The sequence below is a fragment of the Dokdonia sinensis genome, from assembly GCF_003688895.1.
In the GTDB taxonomy this organism is placed as follows: domain Bacteria; phylum Bacteroidota; class Bacteroidia; order Flavobacteriales; family Flavobacteriaceae; genus Dokdonia; species Dokdonia sinensis.
This window is the reverse complement of record NZ_REFV01000006.1, coordinates 60313-79619: the sequence shown is the minus strand read 5'-3', so window position 1 is coordinate 79619 and position 19307 is coordinate 60313. Positions and strand designations below refer to the sequence as shown.

Annotated in this window: 18 protein-coding genes; 8 read left to right on the top strand and 10 right to left on the bottom strand. The window is 38.3% G+C overall.

Going from position 1 to position 19307, the window contains the following annotated elements; all coding sequences use genetic code 11:
• The first annotated feature begins 169 nt into the window (after nt 1-169).
• Nucleotides 170-1273 carry an alkene reductase gene (locus tag EAX61_RS07705; protein WP_121917101.1) on the top strand — a complete coding sequence of 368 codons (1104 nt, stop codon included), beginning with the start codon at nt 170-172 and terminating at the stop codon, nt 1271-1273.
• 119 nt (nt 1274-1392) lie between these two features.
• The gene (locus EAX61_RS07700; RefSeq protein WP_236642003.1) at nt 1393-1830 is read left to right on the top strand and encodes a nucleoside deaminase; all 438 of its coding nucleotides are present in this window, start codon (nt 1393-1395) and stop codon (nt 1828-1830) included.
• Nucleotides 1831-1874: 44 nt separating this feature from the next.
• Here EAX61_RS07700 and EAX61_RS07695 read toward each other — a convergent pair whose 3' ends face one another.
• Nucleotides 1875-2666 carry a CDP-alcohol phosphatidyltransferase family protein gene (locus EAX61_RS07695; protein WP_121917100.1) on the bottom strand — a complete coding sequence of 264 codons (792 nt, stop codon included), beginning with the start codon at nt 2664-2666 and terminating at the stop codon, nt 1875-1877.
• A gap of 113 nt (nt 2667-2779) precedes the next feature.
• On the opposite strand from EAX61_RS07695, the gene EAX61_RS07690 reads away from it, so the two are divergent.
• From EAX61_RS07690 to EAX61_RS07680, 3 genes are all read left to right on the top strand, one after another.
• Entirely contained in the window at nt 2780-3502 is a 723-nt protein-coding gene (locus EAX61_RS07690) for a hypothetical protein (RefSeq protein WP_121917099.1), read from the top strand.
• 145 nt (nt 3503-3647) lie between these two features.
• Nucleotides 3648-5033, top strand: a complete 1386-nt coding sequence (locus tag EAX61_RS07685; RefSeq protein WP_121917098.1) for a CotH kinase family protein — start codon at nt 3648-3650, stop codon at nt 5031-5033.
• A gap of 90 nt (nt 5034-5123) precedes the next feature.
• Nucleotides 5124-5843: a DUF429 domain-containing protein gene (locus EAX61_RS07680; protein WP_121917097.1), complete on the top strand. Its 720-nt coding sequence runs from the start codon at nt 5124-5126 to the stop codon at nt 5841-5843.
• Nucleotides 5844-6539: 696 nt separating this feature from the next.
• Here EAX61_RS07680 and EAX61_RS07675 read toward each other — a convergent pair.
• The 4 genes from EAX61_RS07675 to EAX61_RS07660 all read right to left on the bottom strand — a co-directional run bounded on the left by EAX61_RS07675 (nt 6540) and on the right by EAX61_RS07660 (nt 10561).
• The gene (locus tag EAX61_RS07675) at nt 6540-7016 is read right to left on the bottom strand and encodes a cupin domain-containing protein (protein ID WP_121917096.1); all 477 of its coding nucleotides are present in this window, start codon (nt 7014-7016) and stop codon (nt 6540-6542) included.
• A 120-nt stretch (nt 7017-7136) separates the two neighbouring features.
• Entirely contained in the window at nt 7137-7679 is a 543-nt protein-coding gene (locus tag EAX61_RS07670; protein ID WP_121917095.1) for a pyridoxamine 5'-phosphate oxidase family protein, read from the bottom strand.
• A 37-nt stretch (nt 7680-7716) separates the two neighbouring features.
• Nucleotides 7717-8316, bottom strand: coding sequence for a DUF6642 family protein (locus tag EAX61_RS07665; protein WP_121917094.1), 600 nt, complete (start codon nt 8314-8316; stop codon nt 7717-7719).
• 214 nt (nt 8317-8530) lie between these two features.
• Complete coding sequence (locus tag EAX61_RS07660; RefSeq protein WP_121917093.1) at nt 8531-10561, bottom strand: sensor histidine kinase; 2031 nt, start codon at nt 10559-10561, stop codon at nt 8531-8533.
• 358 nt (nt 10562-10919) lie between these two features.
• Between EAX61_RS07660 and EAX61_RS07655 the strand changes: the two genes are divergently transcribed.
• Nucleotides 10920-11480, top strand: a complete 561-nt coding sequence (locus EAX61_RS07655; RefSeq protein ID WP_121917092.1) for a DUF4494 domain-containing protein — start codon at nt 10920-10922, stop codon at nt 11478-11480.
• An 89-nt stretch (nt 11481-11569) separates the two neighbouring features.
• On the opposite strand, the gene EAX61_RS07650 is transcribed toward EAX61_RS07655, so the two are convergent.
• Complete coding sequence (locus EAX61_RS07650) at nt 11570-12829, bottom strand: cation:proton antiporter (protein ID WP_121917091.1); 1260 nt, start codon at nt 12827-12829, stop codon at nt 11570-11572.
• A gap of 188 nt (nt 12830-13017) precedes the next feature.
• On the opposite strand from EAX61_RS07650, the gene thiE reads away from it, so the two are divergent.
• Nucleotides 13018-13659: a thiamine phosphate synthase gene (gene thiE / locus EAX61_RS07645; protein WP_121917090.1), complete on the top strand. Its 642-nt coding sequence runs from the start codon at nt 13018-13020 to the stop codon at nt 13657-13659.
• A 124-nt stretch (nt 13660-13783) separates the two neighbouring features.
• On the opposite strand, the gene EAX61_RS07640 is transcribed toward thiE, so the two are convergent.
• Both EAX61_RS07640 and EAX61_RS07635 read right to left on the bottom strand, forming a co-directional pair.
• A complete protein-coding gene (locus EAX61_RS07640) occupies nt 13784-13975 on the bottom strand; it encodes a cold-shock protein (RefSeq protein ID WP_121917089.1) in 192 nt (63 codons plus the stop codon).
• A gap of 69 nt (nt 13976-14044) precedes the next feature.
• A complete protein-coding gene (locus EAX61_RS07635; protein WP_121917088.1) occupies nt 14045-15607 on the bottom strand; it encodes an SDR family NAD(P)-dependent oxidoreductase in 1563 nt (520 codons plus the stop codon).
• A gap of 156 nt (nt 15608-15763) precedes the next feature.
• Between EAX61_RS07635 and EAX61_RS07630 the strand changes: the two genes are divergently transcribed.
• Nucleotides 15764-16657: an EamA family transporter gene (locus EAX61_RS07630; protein ID WP_121917087.1), complete on the top strand. Its 894-nt coding sequence runs from the start codon at nt 15764-15766 to the stop codon at nt 16655-16657.
• A gap of 171 nt (nt 16658-16828) precedes the next feature.
• Here the strand turns inward: EAX61_RS07630 and EAX61_RS07625 are convergent, their stop codons facing one another.
• Both EAX61_RS07625 and EAX61_RS07620 read right to left on the bottom strand, forming a co-directional pair.
• The gene (locus EAX61_RS07625) at nt 16829-17080 is read right to left on the bottom strand and encodes a cold-shock protein (protein WP_121917086.1); all 252 of its coding nucleotides are present in this window, start codon (nt 17078-17080) and stop codon (nt 16829-16831) included.
• 125 nt (nt 17081-17205) lie between these two features.
• Complete coding sequence (locus tag EAX61_RS07620; RefSeq protein ID WP_121917085.1) at nt 17206-19257, bottom strand: M13 family metallopeptidase; 2052 nt, start codon at nt 19255-19257, stop codon at nt 17206-17208.
• Nucleotides 19258-19307: the final 50 nt, after the last annotated feature.

Below are 19307 nucleotides of genomic sequence, written 5' to 3'. Positions count from 1 at the left end.
GCTTGCAGTAGTTAGAAATAGATTCAGAAGTATTGCTATACATCTATAAGTAGTTTCTATGGTTTTAAATTTATGAGGCAGTTAGAATTAACATAATTAAAAGTATGCTTTAACGGCATATTAACCCACTTATGCTCAATACACTTTTACCTTTATAAAAAAAACAATTATGAGCACAGAGAAAAATATTTTTGAACCCTATACACTGGGGAATATCCAACTAAAAAATAGAATTGTAATGTGTCCGCTCACACGATCACGTGCCACAGCAGACCATATTCCCACACCTATCATGGCAGCCTACTATGGAGAGCGCGCCACTGCCGGTCTTATTATAACCGAAGGAACAGCGCCATCGCCTAATGGAGTTGGCTACCCACGAATTCCTGGGATTTACAACGAGGAACAAGTGCAACACTGGAAAGTAGTAACAGATGCAGTACACACAAATGGTGGGAAGATATTCTTACAGATGATGCACACGGGCCGCGTATCCCATCCAGATAATATGCCAGAAGGAAGCACAGTATATGCGCCCAGCGCAATACAGCCAGAGGAAACAAAAATGTACGTAGATGGAAAGGGAGAACTAGAAATCCCAAAACCTACTGCGATGGAAGTTGAGGACATTAAACACGTTATCGAAGAATACGCACAGGCTGCAAAAAATGCAATTGCCGCAGGTTTTGATGGGGTAGAGGTACACGCTGCAAATGGATATTTACTGGATCAATTCCAAAATCCTGGAACGAATACTCGAACAGATAGTTATGGAGGTTCAGATGAAAACAGATGTCGTCTTACGCTAGAGGTTATAGATAGTGTTGTTACAGCGATAGGAAAGGAAAAAGTGGGTATTCGTATTTCGCCAAACGGCGCGATGAATGACTTAGGACCCTTTGAAGGACAAAAGGAAACGTATACTTATCTAACCGAGGAACTTGCAAAAAGAGACATCGTCTATATGCACCTTGTAAATCACGAGGCGATGGGAGCGCCTGCATTACCATATAACATTAGAGAAATGGTACGCAGTACTTTCCCTAATACGGTAATTTTAAGCGGTGGTTATGATAAAGAAAGTGCCAATAATGATGTACAAGATGATAAGGGAGATTTAGTTGCCTTTGGACGTCCGTTTATTTCAAATCCTGATTTGGTGTATCGTATGAAAGAGAATGAACAACTAGCAGATCCAAATCCAGATACATTTTACACACCTGGAAAAGAAGGCTACATTGATTATCCGCGGTTAGAGCCTGTACAGAAATAGAAATATTTTGAGATAAAGAGATTAATAGGCTTTAAACATTTGTAATTAAATTACAACAGAAGGTTACTTAGGACAATCTGAATTTATGTTCTTTAGTAACCTTTTTAATTCGCAAGACAATGTACCAAGAAAAATTTATGAAAGTCGCTATAGACCTAGCAATTACTGGAAAAGAGGCTGATGGAGGAGGACCTTTTGGGTGCGTAATTGTCCAGAATGGCAAAGTCATCGCACAATGTCATAATGAAGTAAACGGTGATAATGATTGTACACAACACGCGGAGTTGCGTTGCATACAATTGGCTTGCGCGACCTTACAGTCTAAAACGCTAAAAGGCTGTGACATTTATACCAGTTGTGTTCCCTGTATGATGTGCCTAGGAGCAATGAAATGGGCAAAGTTTGACCAAATCTATTATGGAGTCTCTGCAGCAGATGCTAAAAAGGCAGGATTTGTGTATGCTGATATGTACTATGCGTACGGTGATGCACAAAGAGATGCAGATTTTAATATGAGTCAGAAGATGCGCGACGAGGCTGTTGCTGTATGGCAATAGAAGGTATTAAGAATACGCATTTTTAAACGCTCAAAACCTCTAAATCATCTTTTCATAGGGACACGTTCAGGTTTGTTCAGGCCTTTTCTTAAAATGATAAAGACTAAAACCATCACAGTATATCCTATAAAAAATGGAATAATATACTCAATATTTCCCGTCACGAGAAAAACAGCGATAAGGAGTAGCTGGAAACCTAGCCCGAAAGTAGATAGACCTGTCATAAACCAATTAGGAAAGTTTGTTCCCTTAGGAGCATTGGGGTCTAACTTGTAAATTGTATAATCAAAAGCGCCATAGAGCGCTTTGTATATTTTAAATAGGAGCGTTACTGTTTCCTGTTTTTCGCCAGGTAATGCTGTGGGGATATCTGTTTCAAAAATACGACTTGTTGTATCTCCGTCAGACTGGTTGCGCAGGATGACGTAGTAATAATTGTACAAAGTTCCTTGTAGTTGGATTCCCAAAAAGGCTAAAAATGTCCAGTATATAGGAGTATTTGTCAAAGTCCCTATTGTCCCGAGGATAATCGCATTCAAAATAATATCAGATATAGAGTCAAAGAAACGTCCCGTGTACGAAGGCGTTTTCTTTACACGTGCGAGTTCGCCATCTGCTGCGTCAAGAATGGATTTTAAGATCAGGAAAAAAGCGGCTAAAAAGTAATAGCCTAAGTAAATAAACGCAATACCAATGAGACCAGAAACAACAAAAAGCCAAGTAACGTGTATGGGGGTAAAGGCAGTATTCTTAAGTTGCATCGCTATGAAACGCGCGATGGGGCGTCCATAATCAGAGAGATCAATAAATTTATGCTGCTTGGGTAATTTTGACATTTATTAGGTTTTGGCATTTTTAATAGAGAACCTAATAAAACAGCGCATTTATAAGTGGGCAAATATAGGTATTTGGTCATTCTAGAGCTTTCAAAAAATTAGTAACTTGGGGTATGAAATTTTTTAAGCGCTTTCGCGAAAGATTAATTCCTAGAAAGGGATTTCAGAAATATCTGTTATACGCCATTGGCGAGATCTTTTTAGTGGTCGTTGGAATTTTGATAGCTCTTACCGTAAATAACAAAAACCAAGAGTATCAAAAAGAAGCATTAAATCGTCAAAAATCTCAAAAGCTTCTGAAATTGATGGCTTCTGATACATTAGAAATGAGTAATGTGCTAAAAGCGTGGGATTATCTAGAAGAAACCATCGATACCATTCTCTACTTAACACCCTCTAACGGGCCTATTCTTAACTGCAATGGATGTCCTGATATGATGATAAGTGCTACACTTCCGACGCTGGACGATACTGTTCTCAACCTTGTAGCGTCGATGGATACTGAAAATGTGATTTCAGAAGAAATTTTTCAAAAAATAGCTGCTCACTATAAATTTTTGAGTCAGTCAAGAGATTTTAACGACGAGGTAATCACAAAAACAATGTTTGATAATCTTAATTATCTAAAAGATACCAAGCCTTGGTTTGCAGATTATATTACACAAAGTAAATGCGATGAAGACTGTAAAACCTATTTTAGTGAGAGTAGCGATTTTAGAAATCGCATTGCATACCTTCAGCTTGTTATGTATGACTCTTATTATGCAGAATTATTTAGAGCAAAAAAGTTAATTGCAAAAGATATTGAGGACTTACACAAATTATTAAAAGAGTAGGGAGGAAGCGCTTTTTCGCGAAAGCGGTATACTTAACATTATAAATCAGGCTTATACGATTTATTCAAATACTCTGAAAAAGCGATAGTTATACTACTGTATATATTGTATTTTTAAAACGGTAGACACATTTAAATTAAATATTATGTTCAAGAAATTATATACAATCTGTTTTACCTTCCTTCTATTGCTGACGGCCTGTAGCGATGATAATGGGGTAGATACTGGCGCAAATACTGATGACGATGGAGCAATGCAAGAAATTGCGGCCGAAGATAGATTACCTCTTTTTGAGATTAATACCAACGGGGCAAACATAGTAGATGAGCCCAAAATTGATGCACAACTCACGATTACTGAAGCTGGAAATATCACGCATACGGGAGCAATAGGCATCGAGATAAGAGGGTCGTCTTCACAGTTATTTCCTAAAAAACAATTTGGTTTTGAAACCCGGGATGACGCTAATGAGGATGTAGATGTCTCATTAATGGGATTTCCGGAGGAGGAAGACTGGATTCTGTACGCGCCGTATAGTGATAAGTCGCTAGTGCGCAATCATTTAATTTACGAGTTGTCTAACGATATGGGACGTTATGCGAGCAGATCAAAACTTGTTGAAGTACGCATAAATGATGCCTATAACGGTGTGTATGTGTTTATGGAAAAACTCAAGCGTGACGATAATCGTATAAACATTAACAAGTTAAAGGAGGACGAGAACAGCGGGGAGGACCTTACGGGTGGTTATATTCTTAAACTTGATAAAGCAGATGGTTTTGACGAAACATCGTACACTCCATTTAATTCTTTTCGTTCTATTTATGAGCCGTTAAATGCGCAAGCTGGACAGGATATTAATTTTTTATACGACGACCCAGATGCTGAGGATATAACGCCAGAGCAGAAAACATATATCTCACAATACGTAGCCGCTTTTGAAGATGCGCTAGCGTCTGATGATTTTATGGATCCTGCTGTGGGATATCGCAATTATATAGATGTAGACAGTTTTATAGACTTTTTCCTTTTAACAGAGGTGTCTAACAACGTAGATGGCTACAGACTGAGCACCTGGCTCACAAAAGATAAAAATGAAAAGCTTAGAATGGGACCAATATGGGATTTTAATCTCGCCTTTGGGAATGCAGACTACTGTGACGGTGGTGCAACAAATGTTTGGGGATATAAATTTAATGAGCGTTGCCCTACAGACGTCTGGCAAACGCCATTCTGGTGGGATAGATTGCTGAAAGACCCTACGTTTGTAACGCAACTTAAAGAACGCTGGACAAATTTAAGAGCCTCAACATTTGCCGAAAATAATATGATAGGAAAGATAGACAATTATATAGCCCTTATGGAAACTGGCGGCGCTGTAGAGGCTAACTTTAATAGATGGCAGGTTTTAGGACAGTACGTATGGCCCAATAATTTTGTGGGACAAACGTATAATGACGAAGTGGATTATCTCAAGAACTGGATAAGTGACAGGCTTATATGGTTAGATGGGGCGATAGAAGGGTTGTGATGGTTACGCTCCTGCCTTCCGGACAGGCAGGTTCGCGAAAATTGCCACGATTTCAAATACATCTAAAAGGTCATAAAAACTACAAATTCTATGATATACGCAGGCATCGACGGTTGTAAGAGTGGGTGGCTGCTTGTTTATTATGACGGTGAATTCTATAAACACACCGTACTCAAAAACTTTGAAGATATAGCTGCATTACATATTCCAAATTGCAGAATTTTAGTAGACATTCCCATAGGTCTGACAACAGAAAACTTCACAAGAACCATAGAAGCTACAATGCGTGCAGAACTAGGTAAGCGTAGCTCTACCGTTTTTAACGCACCCGCAAGACCTGCAACCAGGGCAACAGACAAAGCGCAAGCCAGAGAAATAAACATAAAATTCACTGGAAAAAGCCTTTCCGAACAAAGTCTAAACATTATGCCTAAAATTAAGGAGGTAGATGAATTCCTGTTAAGTGAAGATTTTAAGCATTATGATCTGACCATTTATGAGAGTCATCCAGAATTGTGTTTTAAATATCTTGCTGGGGAAGTTATACAATCCAGAAAGTCTATGACAGCAGGAATTGAGGAACGATTACAAATTCTAGAATGTTTTGAAACAAATGTCCGAAAACTATATGACGATATTTTATCAAGCGAATTAAGAAAAAACGTAAAGCGCGATGATATTGTGGATGCTATTTGTTTGTGTTTGGTAAATAGATTAGCTGGGGAGAATGGTTTGCAAATTTTAAAAGATACAAATCACTCTGATGAAGCAGGGTTGGGTGTTGGGATTGGCTATTATAAGAAAAAGTAAGTTTTGGAATATTCTATTTTACATAATATTAATTATAGTACACGAGATTATATGTGAATGTCCACGGGACATTTGCATATGGCTGCGAGTTGGTGCGCTGGCCATTGTGCACTTGGTTTAATCAAACTGTGTAGCTATAATTCTATATTATGTAAAATACCACAAGATTATTTGTTATGACTCATTTACAGCTTGGTCTGGCGGTCATTGACCATTTTAGTTTGTGCTATCATTAACCATCGTTAGAATTGTACTATAATTAGTCGTTATGTGCAAATTGCCGCTGCAATTACGCACGATTGTTTTATTTAAAAGATTTAGGCTTTCGCCATAAATTTTTAAAACATAATATGCCAACGCTCGCCAACGCTCGCCAACGCTCGCCAGCGCTCGCCAGCGCTACAAAGCATTTTATCTCTAGCTTCAAATACTCGCGTATTATTGATAATTGTGCTATAAAAAGTTTTTAAGAGAATTATAGGCTTGGTTTGTCCTAAGAGTATAAAATTTCGCCCAACGCTTTCGCCAACAAGAAATTTCTATACACTTACTCTTGTAGTTCTTTTGTCTATAATTTCTTTTGTGATAGCTTTTTTATTATGTCAAATAGATTAAAACTGAGTTAGCCTCAAAAGTTATCGTTTCTTTTCTCTTTGATTTAAAAAAGAAAAAAAACAAGGCTACTATAAACTCAGGTTATTCATTTTTAAGCTTCTCAGCAACACCATCATAATACTCTTGAGTAACGACTTGAGTCCATTCCGTTGGGATTTCTCCACTGTAAAGCGCTAAATACGTAACGTCATTATCCGTAGATGAGGAATGCCAATGTTCCGTATTCTTAGGGCATTTAATAATATCTCCCGTTTTCATTAGGTAAGGTTCTTTCCCTTTTTCTTGATAATACCCTATCCCCTCAACTATAATCAATACTTGAGCTGTACCATGCTTATGCCAGTCTAACGTTGAATTTGCCTTGAAGGTAGCTTTTACAAGATTATAAGGTAAGTCATCACCCTCTTGTAAAATTCTATTCAGCCAGGCTTCTCCAATATAATGGGTATTTGGCGCTTTAAAACCTTCATCTATATATGATGATACTGAATAATCAGTTTCCTGTGCAACTGCACCCATTGAAACTACTAAAACTAAAATCAATATTATTTTCTTCATAATTTTTCTTATTATATTTTCTATTAGCAATCTTTAAAGATTACCTTATTACTATGAGAATTCGCGTAGTCTCTAATTTAGAGCCTGTTAAATTATTTATACCTGTATAACTATCTCATATCAAGGCACCAAAAACTCCCCAGACCAATCATCATCTTTCTTTGTAAACAGAACACGAATATGATTAGGACGCTTTAAGCGTAAATATTCTATAGAAGTCGGGATGATCTTTACGGGACAGAAATGTGCATCTTCTTTTGAATAGGAGACCAAGTCAGGATTTTTAATTGCGGTTCCTGGTGCGCGGTCTGTGGTATAATCCTTTTTAGAAGATTCTTGTACGGTATGCCAATAGGTGGCTATTTCATCTTTATCGGTAATCAATTCAGCCTTACCCGTTATACGTAGCTGTAGTAATTGTTTCGGGTGATAGAATAACGCACTGCAAACATTTTGCTGCTTTAGATCCTCTATTTTTTGAGTTCTACTGTCGGTGAAAAATACCAGACTTAAATCGATCAGTGTTTTACGAAGTACAACGGTGCGTTGTCGGGGTTTGCCATCCTCAATAGTAGCCAAAGTAAAATACCGAAACGGATGACGCTTTTTAGCGTGTCCGTTAACTAATTCTCGTTTGGCTTCTTCTAAAAATTGATATTCCAAGGGTTGGATTTGTTAGTTTATTCTTTGGCGTTCTCTCTCAATAATACAATCTAAAATCCAGCAATTTACATGCCTCATAATGCCGCTGGTGTAACTCCTCTACAACCTCCAGCATATCATCATCTTCCTTAAATAGATGAAAGAAAACCTTATCGAGGTTTGAACTCGCGATTCCCTTATATTCATTTCCGTAACCAGAGATTCCTCTTGCGCCAGTCACATCCAGAAAATATTGCGCTTCTTCCTCGTCTAAATCTAACACCTTTGCGTTTGAAAAATGCAAAATTTTTCCAGCTAATCTACCTTCAAATATTTCTGCAATTTCTTGTAAGCTGTAGTAGTAATCATTAAGGCAAATACTGTTTGCTTCACCCCTCATAATCAAATAGATAATCTCATAATCTTTAAAATGATGATCGTCGAGCACGAGTGCATTTAGGCTGTCTTCCAGTCCTTCTATCGTGTCGCACGTTTTATGAATGCTCGCCACACCATATTGTCTGGTTAATTGTTCAAGACTCTTCTGAGTTTCAGTAGCATCGTCTATCTCTACATCAAGAACACCTTCTAGGCAGTAAATGAAATAGTCTGTCGTCATAGGTTCCTCTTGAGGGAATTGCTGTCTTTTTTCTAACAAATTTGGGAATTTATACTTCGTACTTGTATGACAAAAATAAGACAACACGCTTGTTTTAACCTGAATTTACATAAAATACTGCAAGCAACGATCGTACTTACAGAGTTACAACCAGCATACTTAAAAATGATTATTTGTTTTTGTACGCTTTCGCGAAAGCGTAAACCCTACCCTTATACAAACCTAAATAACAGGGCAAATTAAGATGTAAGAACTACACCTTATACGCCTCTCCTCTACTCTCAAAAGAAACGATAAACTCCGTCCCTATCCCGAGTTTACTCTCACAGTGTATGCTGCCGTCCATAGACTCTACATACTTTTTGGCAATAGATAAGCCTAAACCTATAGACATCTCACCATCTGTAGGCTGCGCGCTCAGTTTTTGGAACCGACCAAAAAGCTTTTTTTGATCGGCCTCGCTTATCCCTGGTCCTTGATCTTTAATAGAAATATATGTGCGATCCTCTCTGGTATTTACTTCAATGTGGATGCTTTTATCTCTTTCTGAAAATTTAATGGCATTAGAAAGCAAATTTTCTATGACTTGTATCAGGTAGTTCTTGTCTACCTCTATAATGTGATTTCCTGACTGAGCAGTAGTTAAAATACGTATATCCTTGTTTTCGGCAGCGAGGCGAAAACTCTTTGTGACTTCCTGTACTACACTGGAAGCATCTAGAAGTTGATTCTTAAGTTTGATTTGATTCGTCTCTAGCGCGTGAATGTCGAGTATCCTACTTATAAGCTGGGAAAGACGGTCTGCAGAGTTGTCTATCTCTGTTAAATAAGAAACCTGATCCTCCGTAAGTTCTAGAGAAGTCATATCTATGAGCTGGATTAACATCCTAATGTGGCTTAATGGTGTTCTTAAGTCGTGCGCCACGACGTTCACCAGCATATCTTTTTCCCTATTAAGATCTATCAGTTTTTCATTTTTTGCAGCAACCTCTGCCGTGCGCTCTTTTACCATACGCTCTAAAATGATATTTTGCTCTTGTATCATTTTTTCACGTTCCTGAGATTCATACAACGCGATGGCCTGGGCTTCCTCTTTCTGTCTTTTGTATAAATTTATACGATCTCCTAGCGCAAACGATAACAGTAATACTTCCAGTGCAGACCCTATTTGCATCGCATTGAGATACGACATCACCGGTACAACGTTTACAGATTCTAAAATGGCAAATACAATTCCTACGATGAGAGCTCCCCAGGCAAATAAGTAAAAAGTTGCTGGTCGATATCCCTTAATTTTAAAACGAATACCGAGAATCATAAAGTAAATAGCCATAAATAATAGGCCGCCTTGCGCAAGTTTTAAACCAGATATCCTATATCCTAGAATTACAAGTATGCAAACGATGACCCCTAGGACTAAGAAAATCATTGAGCCCAGATGCATTTTAGGGCTTGCATACTTTGTATTTAAAAACTTCTGAGTAAATAAAGTTGCTGTAATCATTGTCAAGCCAGAACTTACAACAACTATTTGATTAAGAAACGGCGTTTCTGGCCAGAAATACTCAAAGAAATAACCAAATATTGACGCCATAAACCAAGTGATACTAAAAACATAAGCGATGTAGTATAGGTAAATGCGCTCTCTGGTAGAGAAATACAGAAATAAATTATACAAGAAAATAAGCAACATAAACCCAAAGTAAATTCCCTGTAAGAAATCTAGGTTGTGGTTGAAGGTCATAAATTTATCCAGTGTCCCCACTCGCAAGGGAAAGAACAAAGGTTGGTTACTTTTTACCCTCAGATAAAATGTATGCGTAGCTCCCTGATCATAATCTAGTTTAAAAAGATAGCTCCCTACATTTATTTCTCTACTATTAAAGGGTAAGTCGTCGCCCGTAAGACGTGTTGATATTAGATTATCATTGCTATCAAACTCGTACAGGCCCACTGCATCAATATATGCTGAGCCTACATTGAGGTAAAAATCACCTGGAATTTCTTTAGTAATATCAAACTTGAGCCAATATGCAGATGCGGTTCCAGCAAAATTTATTGCATCCTGTGTGTAGGCTTGGAATTGTGGTTCGTACACATCACTCGCAATTTCCTCTATCGTAAGTTCACCCGTAACATCTTCGGAGAACTGAGTCTTCGCTCCTATTTCTACCAGTGCAGTGGTATTATCCAGATGAATGTCTTCCTGAGCAGCTAAAAGCAGAGGCAAGAAAAAGAATAAGCCTAGTAATTGCTTAAAATTTTTAGGGGAGAACGCTGTCATTTTGGGGGTTGCTTGTATTGCTTAGCAAGGGTACCATATCAGAGAGTTTTATTCTGTGGCGCAAGATAAACAATATTACCCTTTTTTAATAAAACAGAGACTGAGATGCATCACTCATAGCAACTATTGTCAAAGTTTCAGATTCTTATTGCATCTTTCCTTTGGACTCCGCTCAGCACTAGTTTCACATTTTTTACTCTGAACTTGTTTCAAGAGCTAAAAAATCTTTTCAAAAGCTAACTCATTAACGCAAAAGGCACTATCAAAAAAGAAAAACAATTGTGAACATCTATTGAAACCTTTCTCATTTTCGCCTCGAGCGAAACCCTATTTTTGGCTTCCTTAAAAACAAAATAGTATGAGCGCAACGTGGTACGAGTGTAAAGTAAAATATAGAAAATTTGATGAAGCCTCTGGTAAGCACACCAATAAAACCGAGCCCTATCTGGTAGATGCCATCTCCTACACCGAGGCAGAAAAACGCATCACCGAAGAAATGGCTGCCTATCTCGCCGATAGTGAAGAAATCAAAATCACAAACATTAAAGTGGCAAACTATGCTGAGATTCATCCCTTTGAGAATTCGGATAGGTGGTTTAAGTCTCGTGTTTCATTAATAGCCTTTGACGAAGAAAGTGGCAAAGAGCGCAAAACAAATATGTATCTGCTAGTCCAAGCTAATGATGTCAAAGAAGCTTACGAGAATACGGTCACTACGATGAAAGATACAATGGGAGAATACACTATTCCTGCCATTGCAGAATCCCCTATAATGGATGTTTTTCCTTATTTCTCTGGTGAAGAAGGAGAAATGAAAAGCATAGAAGAGTTCATAAAGATAAAAGACTCCAGACCTATCTCTAACGATGAAAATGAGGAAGCCTCAATGGCAGATTCTTTAGTCACTATTGACGAGTAACTCAGAAGAGTTCCCATAATTTAAAGAATCCACCTTGATTTTATTTTGAGGTGGATTTTTATTAAACCTTAAAAGATGGTTTAATGAGATTAATCTTTGGTCTCATTCTTATTCTTAAAATAGGCAATGACAGAAGGACTCGTTAAACCGTGTATCAAAATACTGAAAAGTAAAACGTAAGACACAATTCCTACAACCTGCTCGTTAAAGTTAAAATTCCCATTGAGATAGGCGTAGCTCAAATAAAATAATGTCCCAATCCCTTTAATACCAAAAAAGCCTATCGCCATACGCTTATGCTTGCCTAGATCTGTACCAAATAGCGCAATATAACCAAAGAGTGGTCTTATGATAAGTACAATTCCCAGCGCGATTAGGGCTTCTATCCAGCCCACTAGCCCTAATAATCCCGACATTATTGCCCCACCAAAGAGGATCGTCCACAGTACAATAAGGAGCTTTTCTGACTCGCTCACAAAAAGCAACATCTTATTAGAATCTGGATGTGGATCTTCGTCCTTTTTTGTTCTATAGTATTGAATAAAAATCCCCGTAAAAAATACGCTCATAAAGCCATAAGTAAGCGCAATTTCTGCGACACCGTACGAAAATAAGGTAAGCGCTACGGCAACAAAGCCGTTTAGAATTTCGTTCTGACGTTCTTTGTCTAATTGTTTTAAAGCTGTACTAAACAGCCAACCAATAAGACTTCCTATTAGTATACCACCGGCTAATTTGTAGGCCACATAAAACCAGCTCCACTCCCACCAGTCAAAGGGAACACCAGTATCAATCTTAGATAATAAAATAGCTAAGTACACAAAAGGAAAGGCCAGTCCATCATTAATACCAGCTTCCCCTGTCAAGGTAAAGCGTAAACCTGTATTCTTCTCGTGCATATCCTGATGCTTTTCCAGCTGTAGCTCTGATGCTAGCACAGGATCTGTTGGTGCTAGTACGGCAGCAAGCAATACTGACAATGCCATATTAAGTCCAAGCACAAAATGGGCAATCCCAAATACCAAAATCATAAAAAGGGGCATTGTAATAAGCACAAGGCGAAATGGTTTTTTCCAATCGTTCCAAGTATAGCGGTGCCCTATCTTTAATCCAGCACCCATAAGACTGATGACGACCACAAGCTCGGTAAGAATTTTAGTCCACTCCCAAGGCCATAAGGGATCTGGCCAAGTAATCGGAATACCCACACTATACAATATCATCCCAAATAGCAGTAATGGAATGGTATAGCTAATCCTCAATTTCTCTCCCACAATAGGAAGAAAAGCCATAAGTACTACAGAAAGGCCGACTACTGCAAGGATTAGAAAATAAGGTTCAATGGTCATTACATTGTTATTATTAGTTTTTCAGAATGTTTTTAAAATCACGTATCTCTCAAAAATACGATCTATTATTTCCCTAAAAAGGTAGTTTAATATAGATTTAAGGACTGATGAAATTCTTGCGTGAAGATGTGGCGTATATTTGTACAAATTAAAAATGGTTCATATTCTATTTTTAAATTACCCTCACAATGATCCCAAAACTACACTACATTTCTCAAGGAAGCTCTCAAAATGATCATATAGAAAATATTCAAAAAGCGTGCAACGCCGGTGCAGAGTTAGTACAACTGCGTTTAAAAAATATATCAGAAAAGAGGGCACTACTATTAGCACAGGAAGCTCGAGCAATTACGGCCCACTTCCAGACTAGGCTCATCATAAACGATTACTATAAGGTCGCGAGAGAAGTAAAAGCAGATGGTGTACATCTAGGAAAAAATGACACCTGCCCTACCCTAGCAAGAAGGCATCTCTATACTTGGCAAATAATAGGATGCACGGCAAACACATTACAAGACTGCGAGAATTTAATCGAAAAAGAAGTTGACTATATAAGCTTGGGGCCTCTTCGGTTTACAGAAACTAAAAAAAATCTACCTACAATATTAGGACTTGCTGGATACGCTGCCATTGTAGATGTCTTAAAAACAGAAACTCCTATACTTGGCGTAGGTGGTATTACTCTGGACGATATTACACCTCTTTTGGCAACTGGGATTTCTGGAATCGCTGTTTCTGGAGAAATTACTAAGGACTTTAACAAAATTAAGAGCTTTAATAAATTGCTAGGAGCATCCTCTACCAAAGAGCAACGACATAGTTTTAAATAGTATTTTGAGTAGACTTTTAAGATGTCTCTGAGCACTTTGCTTATTCCGCTTTCGCGAAAGCGTAAAAAACAAAGACCCCATCTAAATGAATAGACGGGGTCTTTTTAAACTTGAAGTATATGTATTAGATAACTTTTACGTTTACTGCGTTTAATCCTTTGTTACCATCTTGAAGATCAAATTCAACTTTATCGCCTTCGCGTATCTCGTCTACTAATCCTGAAATGTGTACAAAGTGGTCTTTTTCAACACCTTCTTCTGTAATAAATCCAAATCCTTTGGTCTCGTTGAAAAATTTTACTGTTCCGTTACTCATAATAATAATATTAAATTTTAATAATCACTCAAAATTAGGTGATTACGCTGGCGAAGGTAGTCATAACTATTACCAATCTATCGGAAAATAGTCTTTTAAAAATTTACCAGACCAATGTTTTCCTGTGTTTATCCCGTCAATGAGCGGATCCATTACCCTCGCGGCACCATCTACAATATCCAGCGGAGGCTGAAAATCGTGTATTTCGACCTTTTTCTTTGATAATTCGGCTGGATCTTCGTCTGTAACCCATCCCGTATCGACTGCATTCATATAGATTCCCGACTTTGCAAAAGTAGCAGATGACGTATGCGTAAGCATATTTAAAGCTGCTTTTGCCATATTTGTATGCGGGTGCCTGTCCTCCTTTTTAAATCTGTGGAACTTCCCTTCCATCGCAGATACATTTATAATGTGTTTTTTACCTGTGTTTTCTTTCATCATAAGGTTAGACAGGCGATTACACAACACAAACGGAGCAACAGCATTTACAAGTTGGACTTCTACCATTTCTGTGGTTTCAATCTCACCTAACTTTAAACGCCAGCTGTTAGTCTTGCGTAAATCTACTTGTTGTAAATCTGCATCTAGCTTACCTTCAGGGAAAACCTCAGAGGTCTGTAAGGTGTTGTCGAAGCTGTATGGAATTTGAGAAAGTTGGGCAGAGTTACGTAATCCTATCCCAGGTTCTGGACCGTGCCAAGTTACTGGCAAAACGTTATTCTTACTTGTTTTTGCAGTAGAAATACTTAAGTCTGCTAGTTCCTGTAAGCAATTAGAATGATCTCTTAATAGGGGTTGAGCACGCTTAGGAAGCTTTTCTATAGGTAGTTTCTCATTTTCCATAAGGTGCGTATAAAACCCTGCGGGTCTACGTACCGTTTGTGCTGCATTATTGATTAAGATATCAAGTCTATCATATTTTTGTTCTATATAATTACAGAAAATCTCTACACTTGGAATATGTCGTAAATCAAGGCCGTGTATGTGAAGTCTATCACTCCAATCACCATAATCTTCTTCCTTAGAAAATCGTATAGCTGAGTCTGCCGGAAAGCGCGTAGTTGCCACTACCGTTGCCCCTGAGCGTAAGGCCATTAACGTTATATGAAAACCTATTTTGAGACGAGAACCTGTGATTAGAGCTACTTGTCCCGATAAATCTGTGGTTTGGAATCGCTTAGCATAATTAAGATCGCCACAATCTGTACACATAGCATCGTAAAAATGGTGTAGTTTGGTATAAACTGTTTTGCAAACGTAACAGTTTCTTGGGGATTCCAATTCTGGAGTATCTTCAGGAATCGCAGCTGCACCCAGAAGTTTAGGAGCAACAAATAGCGCAGCTTCTCTAGCAGAGCGTATTCCCGTTGCTTTACGAGCGTGTTTATCACTTTCTATTCTCTTGCGCTTAGCCGCTTTCTTTGCATCTTTCCTCCTGCGTTGGAACTCATCTCGGTCAGGACGTGAGAGCTTTCCAGATGCTTTTAATAAAGCTGTGCGTTGCTCCTCAGGAAGGGCAAAGAGCTGATTTGTATCTCCTACTAAATTTTCTAAAGTAGCAATACAAGCATCTATTTCCTCCTGAGAAAGGATTCTTTTGGGATCAGAGGCTTTTTGATTTTGAGACATAATGGGTTTAATCAAATTTTTGCGAAGATAATTATACCGCTATCGTGTATGATATTTATGACCTAATAAAATATACTCATAACACCTTTGCATAGTTTATGTTAAATATTCTTCCTGGCATATCCTATACATAAAAACTATATTCGCGCAATGTAGATGTATTTAGGCCTTCTTGCTGCACTTTTTCTGGGATTACACAATTTAGCTAAAAAACACGCTGTTCAGGATAATGAAGTTTTGCCCGTCCTATTAGGGACACTCATTTCTGGGTTCCTACTTTTTCTTCCTTTCTTCATAGGCTCTAAATATAGCCCTGAATATTTTAAAGAGATTGGGTTTCATATAACTACGGTTCCTTGGAAAACACACGGATATATCTTTATCAAGTCTATAATTATGGCTGCCTCGTGGATTCTTGCTTACAAAGCACTCAAACACTTGCCACTCACAATTGTCACTCCCATACGTTCTGCAGGTCCGTTCTTTACGTTTATAGGAGCTATGATAATTTACCAAGAACAGCCCAAATTCCTACAATGGATAGGTTTTTTTGTCATCATCTTTTCTGTGATATTATATTCCAGAGTTGGAAAAAAAGAAGGAATCATTTTTACAAAAAACAAATGGATTTTTGCAATCATAGGTGCAACATTTCTCGGTGCCTCAAGCGGATTATATGATAAATTCTTGATTCAGAATGTATCGCTCAACCCACAAACATTACAATTTTGGTTCTGCTGGTACACCATAATTATCTTAATGTTCATTCTTTCCATTATGTGGTTTCCAATAGCTCAAAAGCGCAAAGCTTTTAAGTTTAGATGGACTATTATTGCGGTGGGCATCTTGCTTCAAACTGCAGATTACTTTTATTTCAAGGCCTTACAGGACCCTGATGCTTTGATTATGTTACTTTCAGCCATTAAGCGTAGTCAACTTATCATTGCCGTGGTTGTGGGTGGTATTTTATTTAAAGAAAAAAATAAGCGTAAGAAACTTGTCCCATTAACGGGAATTCTAATTGGCGTGTTTTTGATTTTATATTCGTAGTGTTACGTTCGTTCAGTTCTAATATAGATTAGCTGTGTTTTTGAGATATTCTCAATACGTTTATTATAAAAATGACTAAGACTATTTGGACTAGAATAATGCTTTGAGCTTAAAAGCAAAAATCCCTACAACAGAGCGTTGTAGGGATTACATTTTAAAAATAGTACGAGGCTATTTTACCTTTTTGACTTTTACAGCTGTTGGTCCTTTTTCACTTTGCTCTATCTCAAAAGTTACTTTATTACCTTCTTTAATTCTGCCGATAACATTGGTCGTATGGGCAAAAATTTCTTCGTTAGAACCATTTACAGTTATAAATCCGAAACCTTTTCTAGTATTGAAAAATTTTACTGTTCCTTCTTTTCTATCGCCTGTAGTTTCTGAACTCCCACCAAATAGTTTTTTAAAAAAATCTAATATCATTGTATTTACTTTAATCTTTAAACGAGAGGTTATTATCTTATCTCTTCCTCTCTACTTCTTTTGTCAAAAATACGTAACTAGATTTTGGTGTAAAATAAATGATATTATTATTTCCTCATTAAACATTACCAAATCCTAACCCGCTCCTCTTCCGTTCTAAAATTCTCATCTCCTTCCTTCACATCAAAAGCGTTGTAAAAAGGTGTAAAATTCATTAACGGCCCGTTTACGCGCCATACGGGTGGCGAGTGTGGATCTGTGGCGACATAATTGCGCAGGTATTCATCACGGGTTTTTACGCGCCATATCCGGGCGATAGACATAAAAAAGCGCTGGTCTAGGGTAAAGCCACCTATGGTCGTATCGCTCTTGCCCTGCGGTGTAATTTTAAACGCATCGTAAGCAATGGCAATACCACCGTTATCTGCCGTGTTTTCTCCTACGGTAAGTGAGCCTTTAAGATGCACGCTATCCAGCACAGTAAAATTGTAGTACTGGTCTGTAATCTGTTGCGTTTTTGCTTTAAATTTGGTGTAATCTTCTTCGGTCCACCAGTTTTTTACATTTCCGTCTTTGTCGTATTGTGCGCCTTGGTCATCAAAGGCATGTGTAAACTCGTGCCCTAGCACCATACCGATACCTCCATAGTTGACCGCATCATCTGCATAAAGGTCAAAATACGGTGCTTGGAGTATCCCAGCCGGAAAGACGATCTCGTTAAGTGACGGATTATAATAAGCCGTTACGGTTGAAGGCGTCGTGCCCCATTCGCCACGATTAGGCGGTTTATTTAACTGTTTAAGATTATAATTGTAACTATCTTTACTTAAGGCAACTACGTTTTCAAAAAACTGACTCCTGTCTATACTGACATCATAGGTGCGCCAAACATCAGGATAGCCTATTTTCTTATTGATGGCATAGAGTTTTTCGACCGCTTTAACCTTTGTACTATCGCTCATCCACTCCAAGTTTTTAATGCGTTTTTCTAATGCAATCTGAAAATTATTCACGAGGTCAAGGGCACGTTCCTTAGCGGCTTCGTCAAAATATCGCTTCACATACAACTGCCCTAGCGCAAAACCAATCATCTGGTCTACATTGCGCACCATACGCTTACTGCGGGACTGTAGCTCACTTTGACCAGAAATCACCTTGCTATATGCAAACGAGGCATCCTGAAAAGCTGTAGGCAACAGATTATCGTATGAACTGATTGTGTGTGCCTTTACGTAAGTTTTCCAGTCGGCTAGTGGGACGCTCTTGAGCATAGTGTCTAGTTTGTCATAGTAGGCCGTTTGGCGCACATCAACCGAATCTACATCTGCTCCCAAGGTTTCTAATATCGCTAGCCAGTCTATGTTTGCGTGGCGTTTGTCCAAATCTGCTACCGAAAGTTTATTATAGTTTTCCTGTATCACCCTGCGCTCGATGCGGGTTTTGTGAGCTTCGGCAAGTTGTTTTTCTAAGTTGTATGTGGTTTCCGCACTTTCGACTGCGCTCAAGTCAGGTTTCGCGAAAGCGTTATACTCACCAGTCAATTCAAACAGCTTCGTAACATAGGTTTTATAAGCTTCCTGTATCGCCACAGAAGATGCGTCCTCGTTAAAATAGTAGTCCCGGTCTGGCAATCCCAATCCCGTTTGTGAAAAGTGAAGGATGTTAAGTTGGCTATTTTTCTGGTCTGGCGAGATGTACGGACTCAACATGGAGTAATCCCCCGTTTTGACCTGCTGGGCTACAAAGGTCAAAAGATCTGAAACGCTATCTATTTTATTTACCTCGTTGAGAATAGGTTGTATAGGTTCAATCCCACGCTTGTCGATACTAAGGGTGTCCATACCCGAAGCATAAAAATCCCCTACCATCTGTTCTACACTTCCCTTTTTGTGCTTCTGAACCGAAACCTCTTCCAGAATATTTTTTAGTTTTCCCTGTTGCGGAATATTGAGGAAACGGTAGGCTCCTACGCCCACTTGGTCATCTGCAATAACGGCATTGTCATACCAGTTTTTATTCACGTGGTTGTAGAAGTTGTCGCCCGGAGCGATGCTGTTGTCAATTCCGTCGAAAACTACAGGCTTCTTTTCGACCGATGCAGATTTAGTTTGTAAACTATCTTTATCGCAAGAAAACATGATTACAGTTAGCAGTGAGATATAAAATAGTCTTTTCATAAGTCAATAATTTTTTCCTACAAGTTTTTAAATATTTGATTATAAGGTAA

Coding starts and splice junctions, on each gene's coding strand:
- EAX61_RS07680 (WP_121917097.1), top strand. CDS start 5,124: ATGATATACGCAGGCATCGACGGTTGTAAGAGTGGGTGGCTGCTTGTT.
- EAX61_RS07625 (WP_121917086.1), bottom strand. CDS start 17,080: ATGATATTAGATTTTTTTAAAAAACTATTTGGTGGGAGTTCAGAAACT.
- EAX61_RS07675 (WP_121917096.1), bottom strand. CDS start 7,016: ATGAAGAAAATAATATTGATTTTAGTTTTAGTAGTTTCAATGGGTGCA.
- thiE (WP_121917090.1), top strand. CDS start 13,018: ATGATCCCAAAACTACACTACATTTCTCAAGGAAGCTCTCAAAATGAT.
- EAX61_RS07640 (WP_121917089.1), bottom strand. CDS start 13,975: ATGAGTAACGGAACAGTAAAATTTTTCAACGAGACCAAAGGATTTGGA.
- EAX61_RS07705 (WP_121917101.1), top strand. CDS start 170: ATGAGCACAGAGAAAAATATTTTTGAACCCTATACACTGGGGAATATC.
- EAX61_RS07685 (WP_121917098.1), top strand. CDS start 3,648: ATGTTCAAGAAATTATATACAATCTGTTTTACCTTCCTTCTATTGCTG.
- EAX61_RS07690 (WP_121917099.1), top strand. CDS start 2,780: ATGAAATTTTTTAAGCGCTTTCGCGAAAGATTAATTCCTAGAAAGGGA.
- EAX61_RS07650 (WP_121917091.1), bottom strand. CDS start 12,829: ATGACCATTGAACCTTATTTTCTAATCCTTGCAGTAGTCGGCCTTTCT.
- EAX61_RS07630 (WP_121917087.1), top strand. CDS start 15,764: ATGTATTTAGGCCTTCTTGCTGCACTTTTTCTGGGATTACACAATTTA.
- EAX61_RS07655 (WP_121917092.1), top strand. CDS start 10,920: ATGAGCGCAACGTGGTACGAGTGTAAAGTAAAATATAGAAAATTTGAT.
- EAX61_RS07620 (WP_121917085.1), bottom strand. CDS start 19,257: ATGAAAAGACTATTTTATATCTCACTGCTAACTGTAATCATGTTTTCT.
- EAX61_RS07700 (WP_236642003.1), top strand. CDS start 1,393: ATGTACCAAGAAAAATTTATGAAAGTCGCTATAGACCTAGCAATTACT.
- EAX61_RS07660 (WP_121917093.1), bottom strand. CDS start 10,561: ATGACAGCGTTCTCCCCTAAAAATTTTAAGCAATTACTAGGCTTATTC.
- EAX61_RS07695 (WP_121917100.1), bottom strand. CDS start 2,666: ATGTCAAAATTACCCAAGCAGCATAAATTTATTGATCTCTCTGATTAT.
- EAX61_RS07635 (WP_121917088.1), bottom strand. CDS start 15,607: ATGTCTCAAAATCAAAAAGCCTCTGATCCCAAAAGAATCCTTTCTCAG.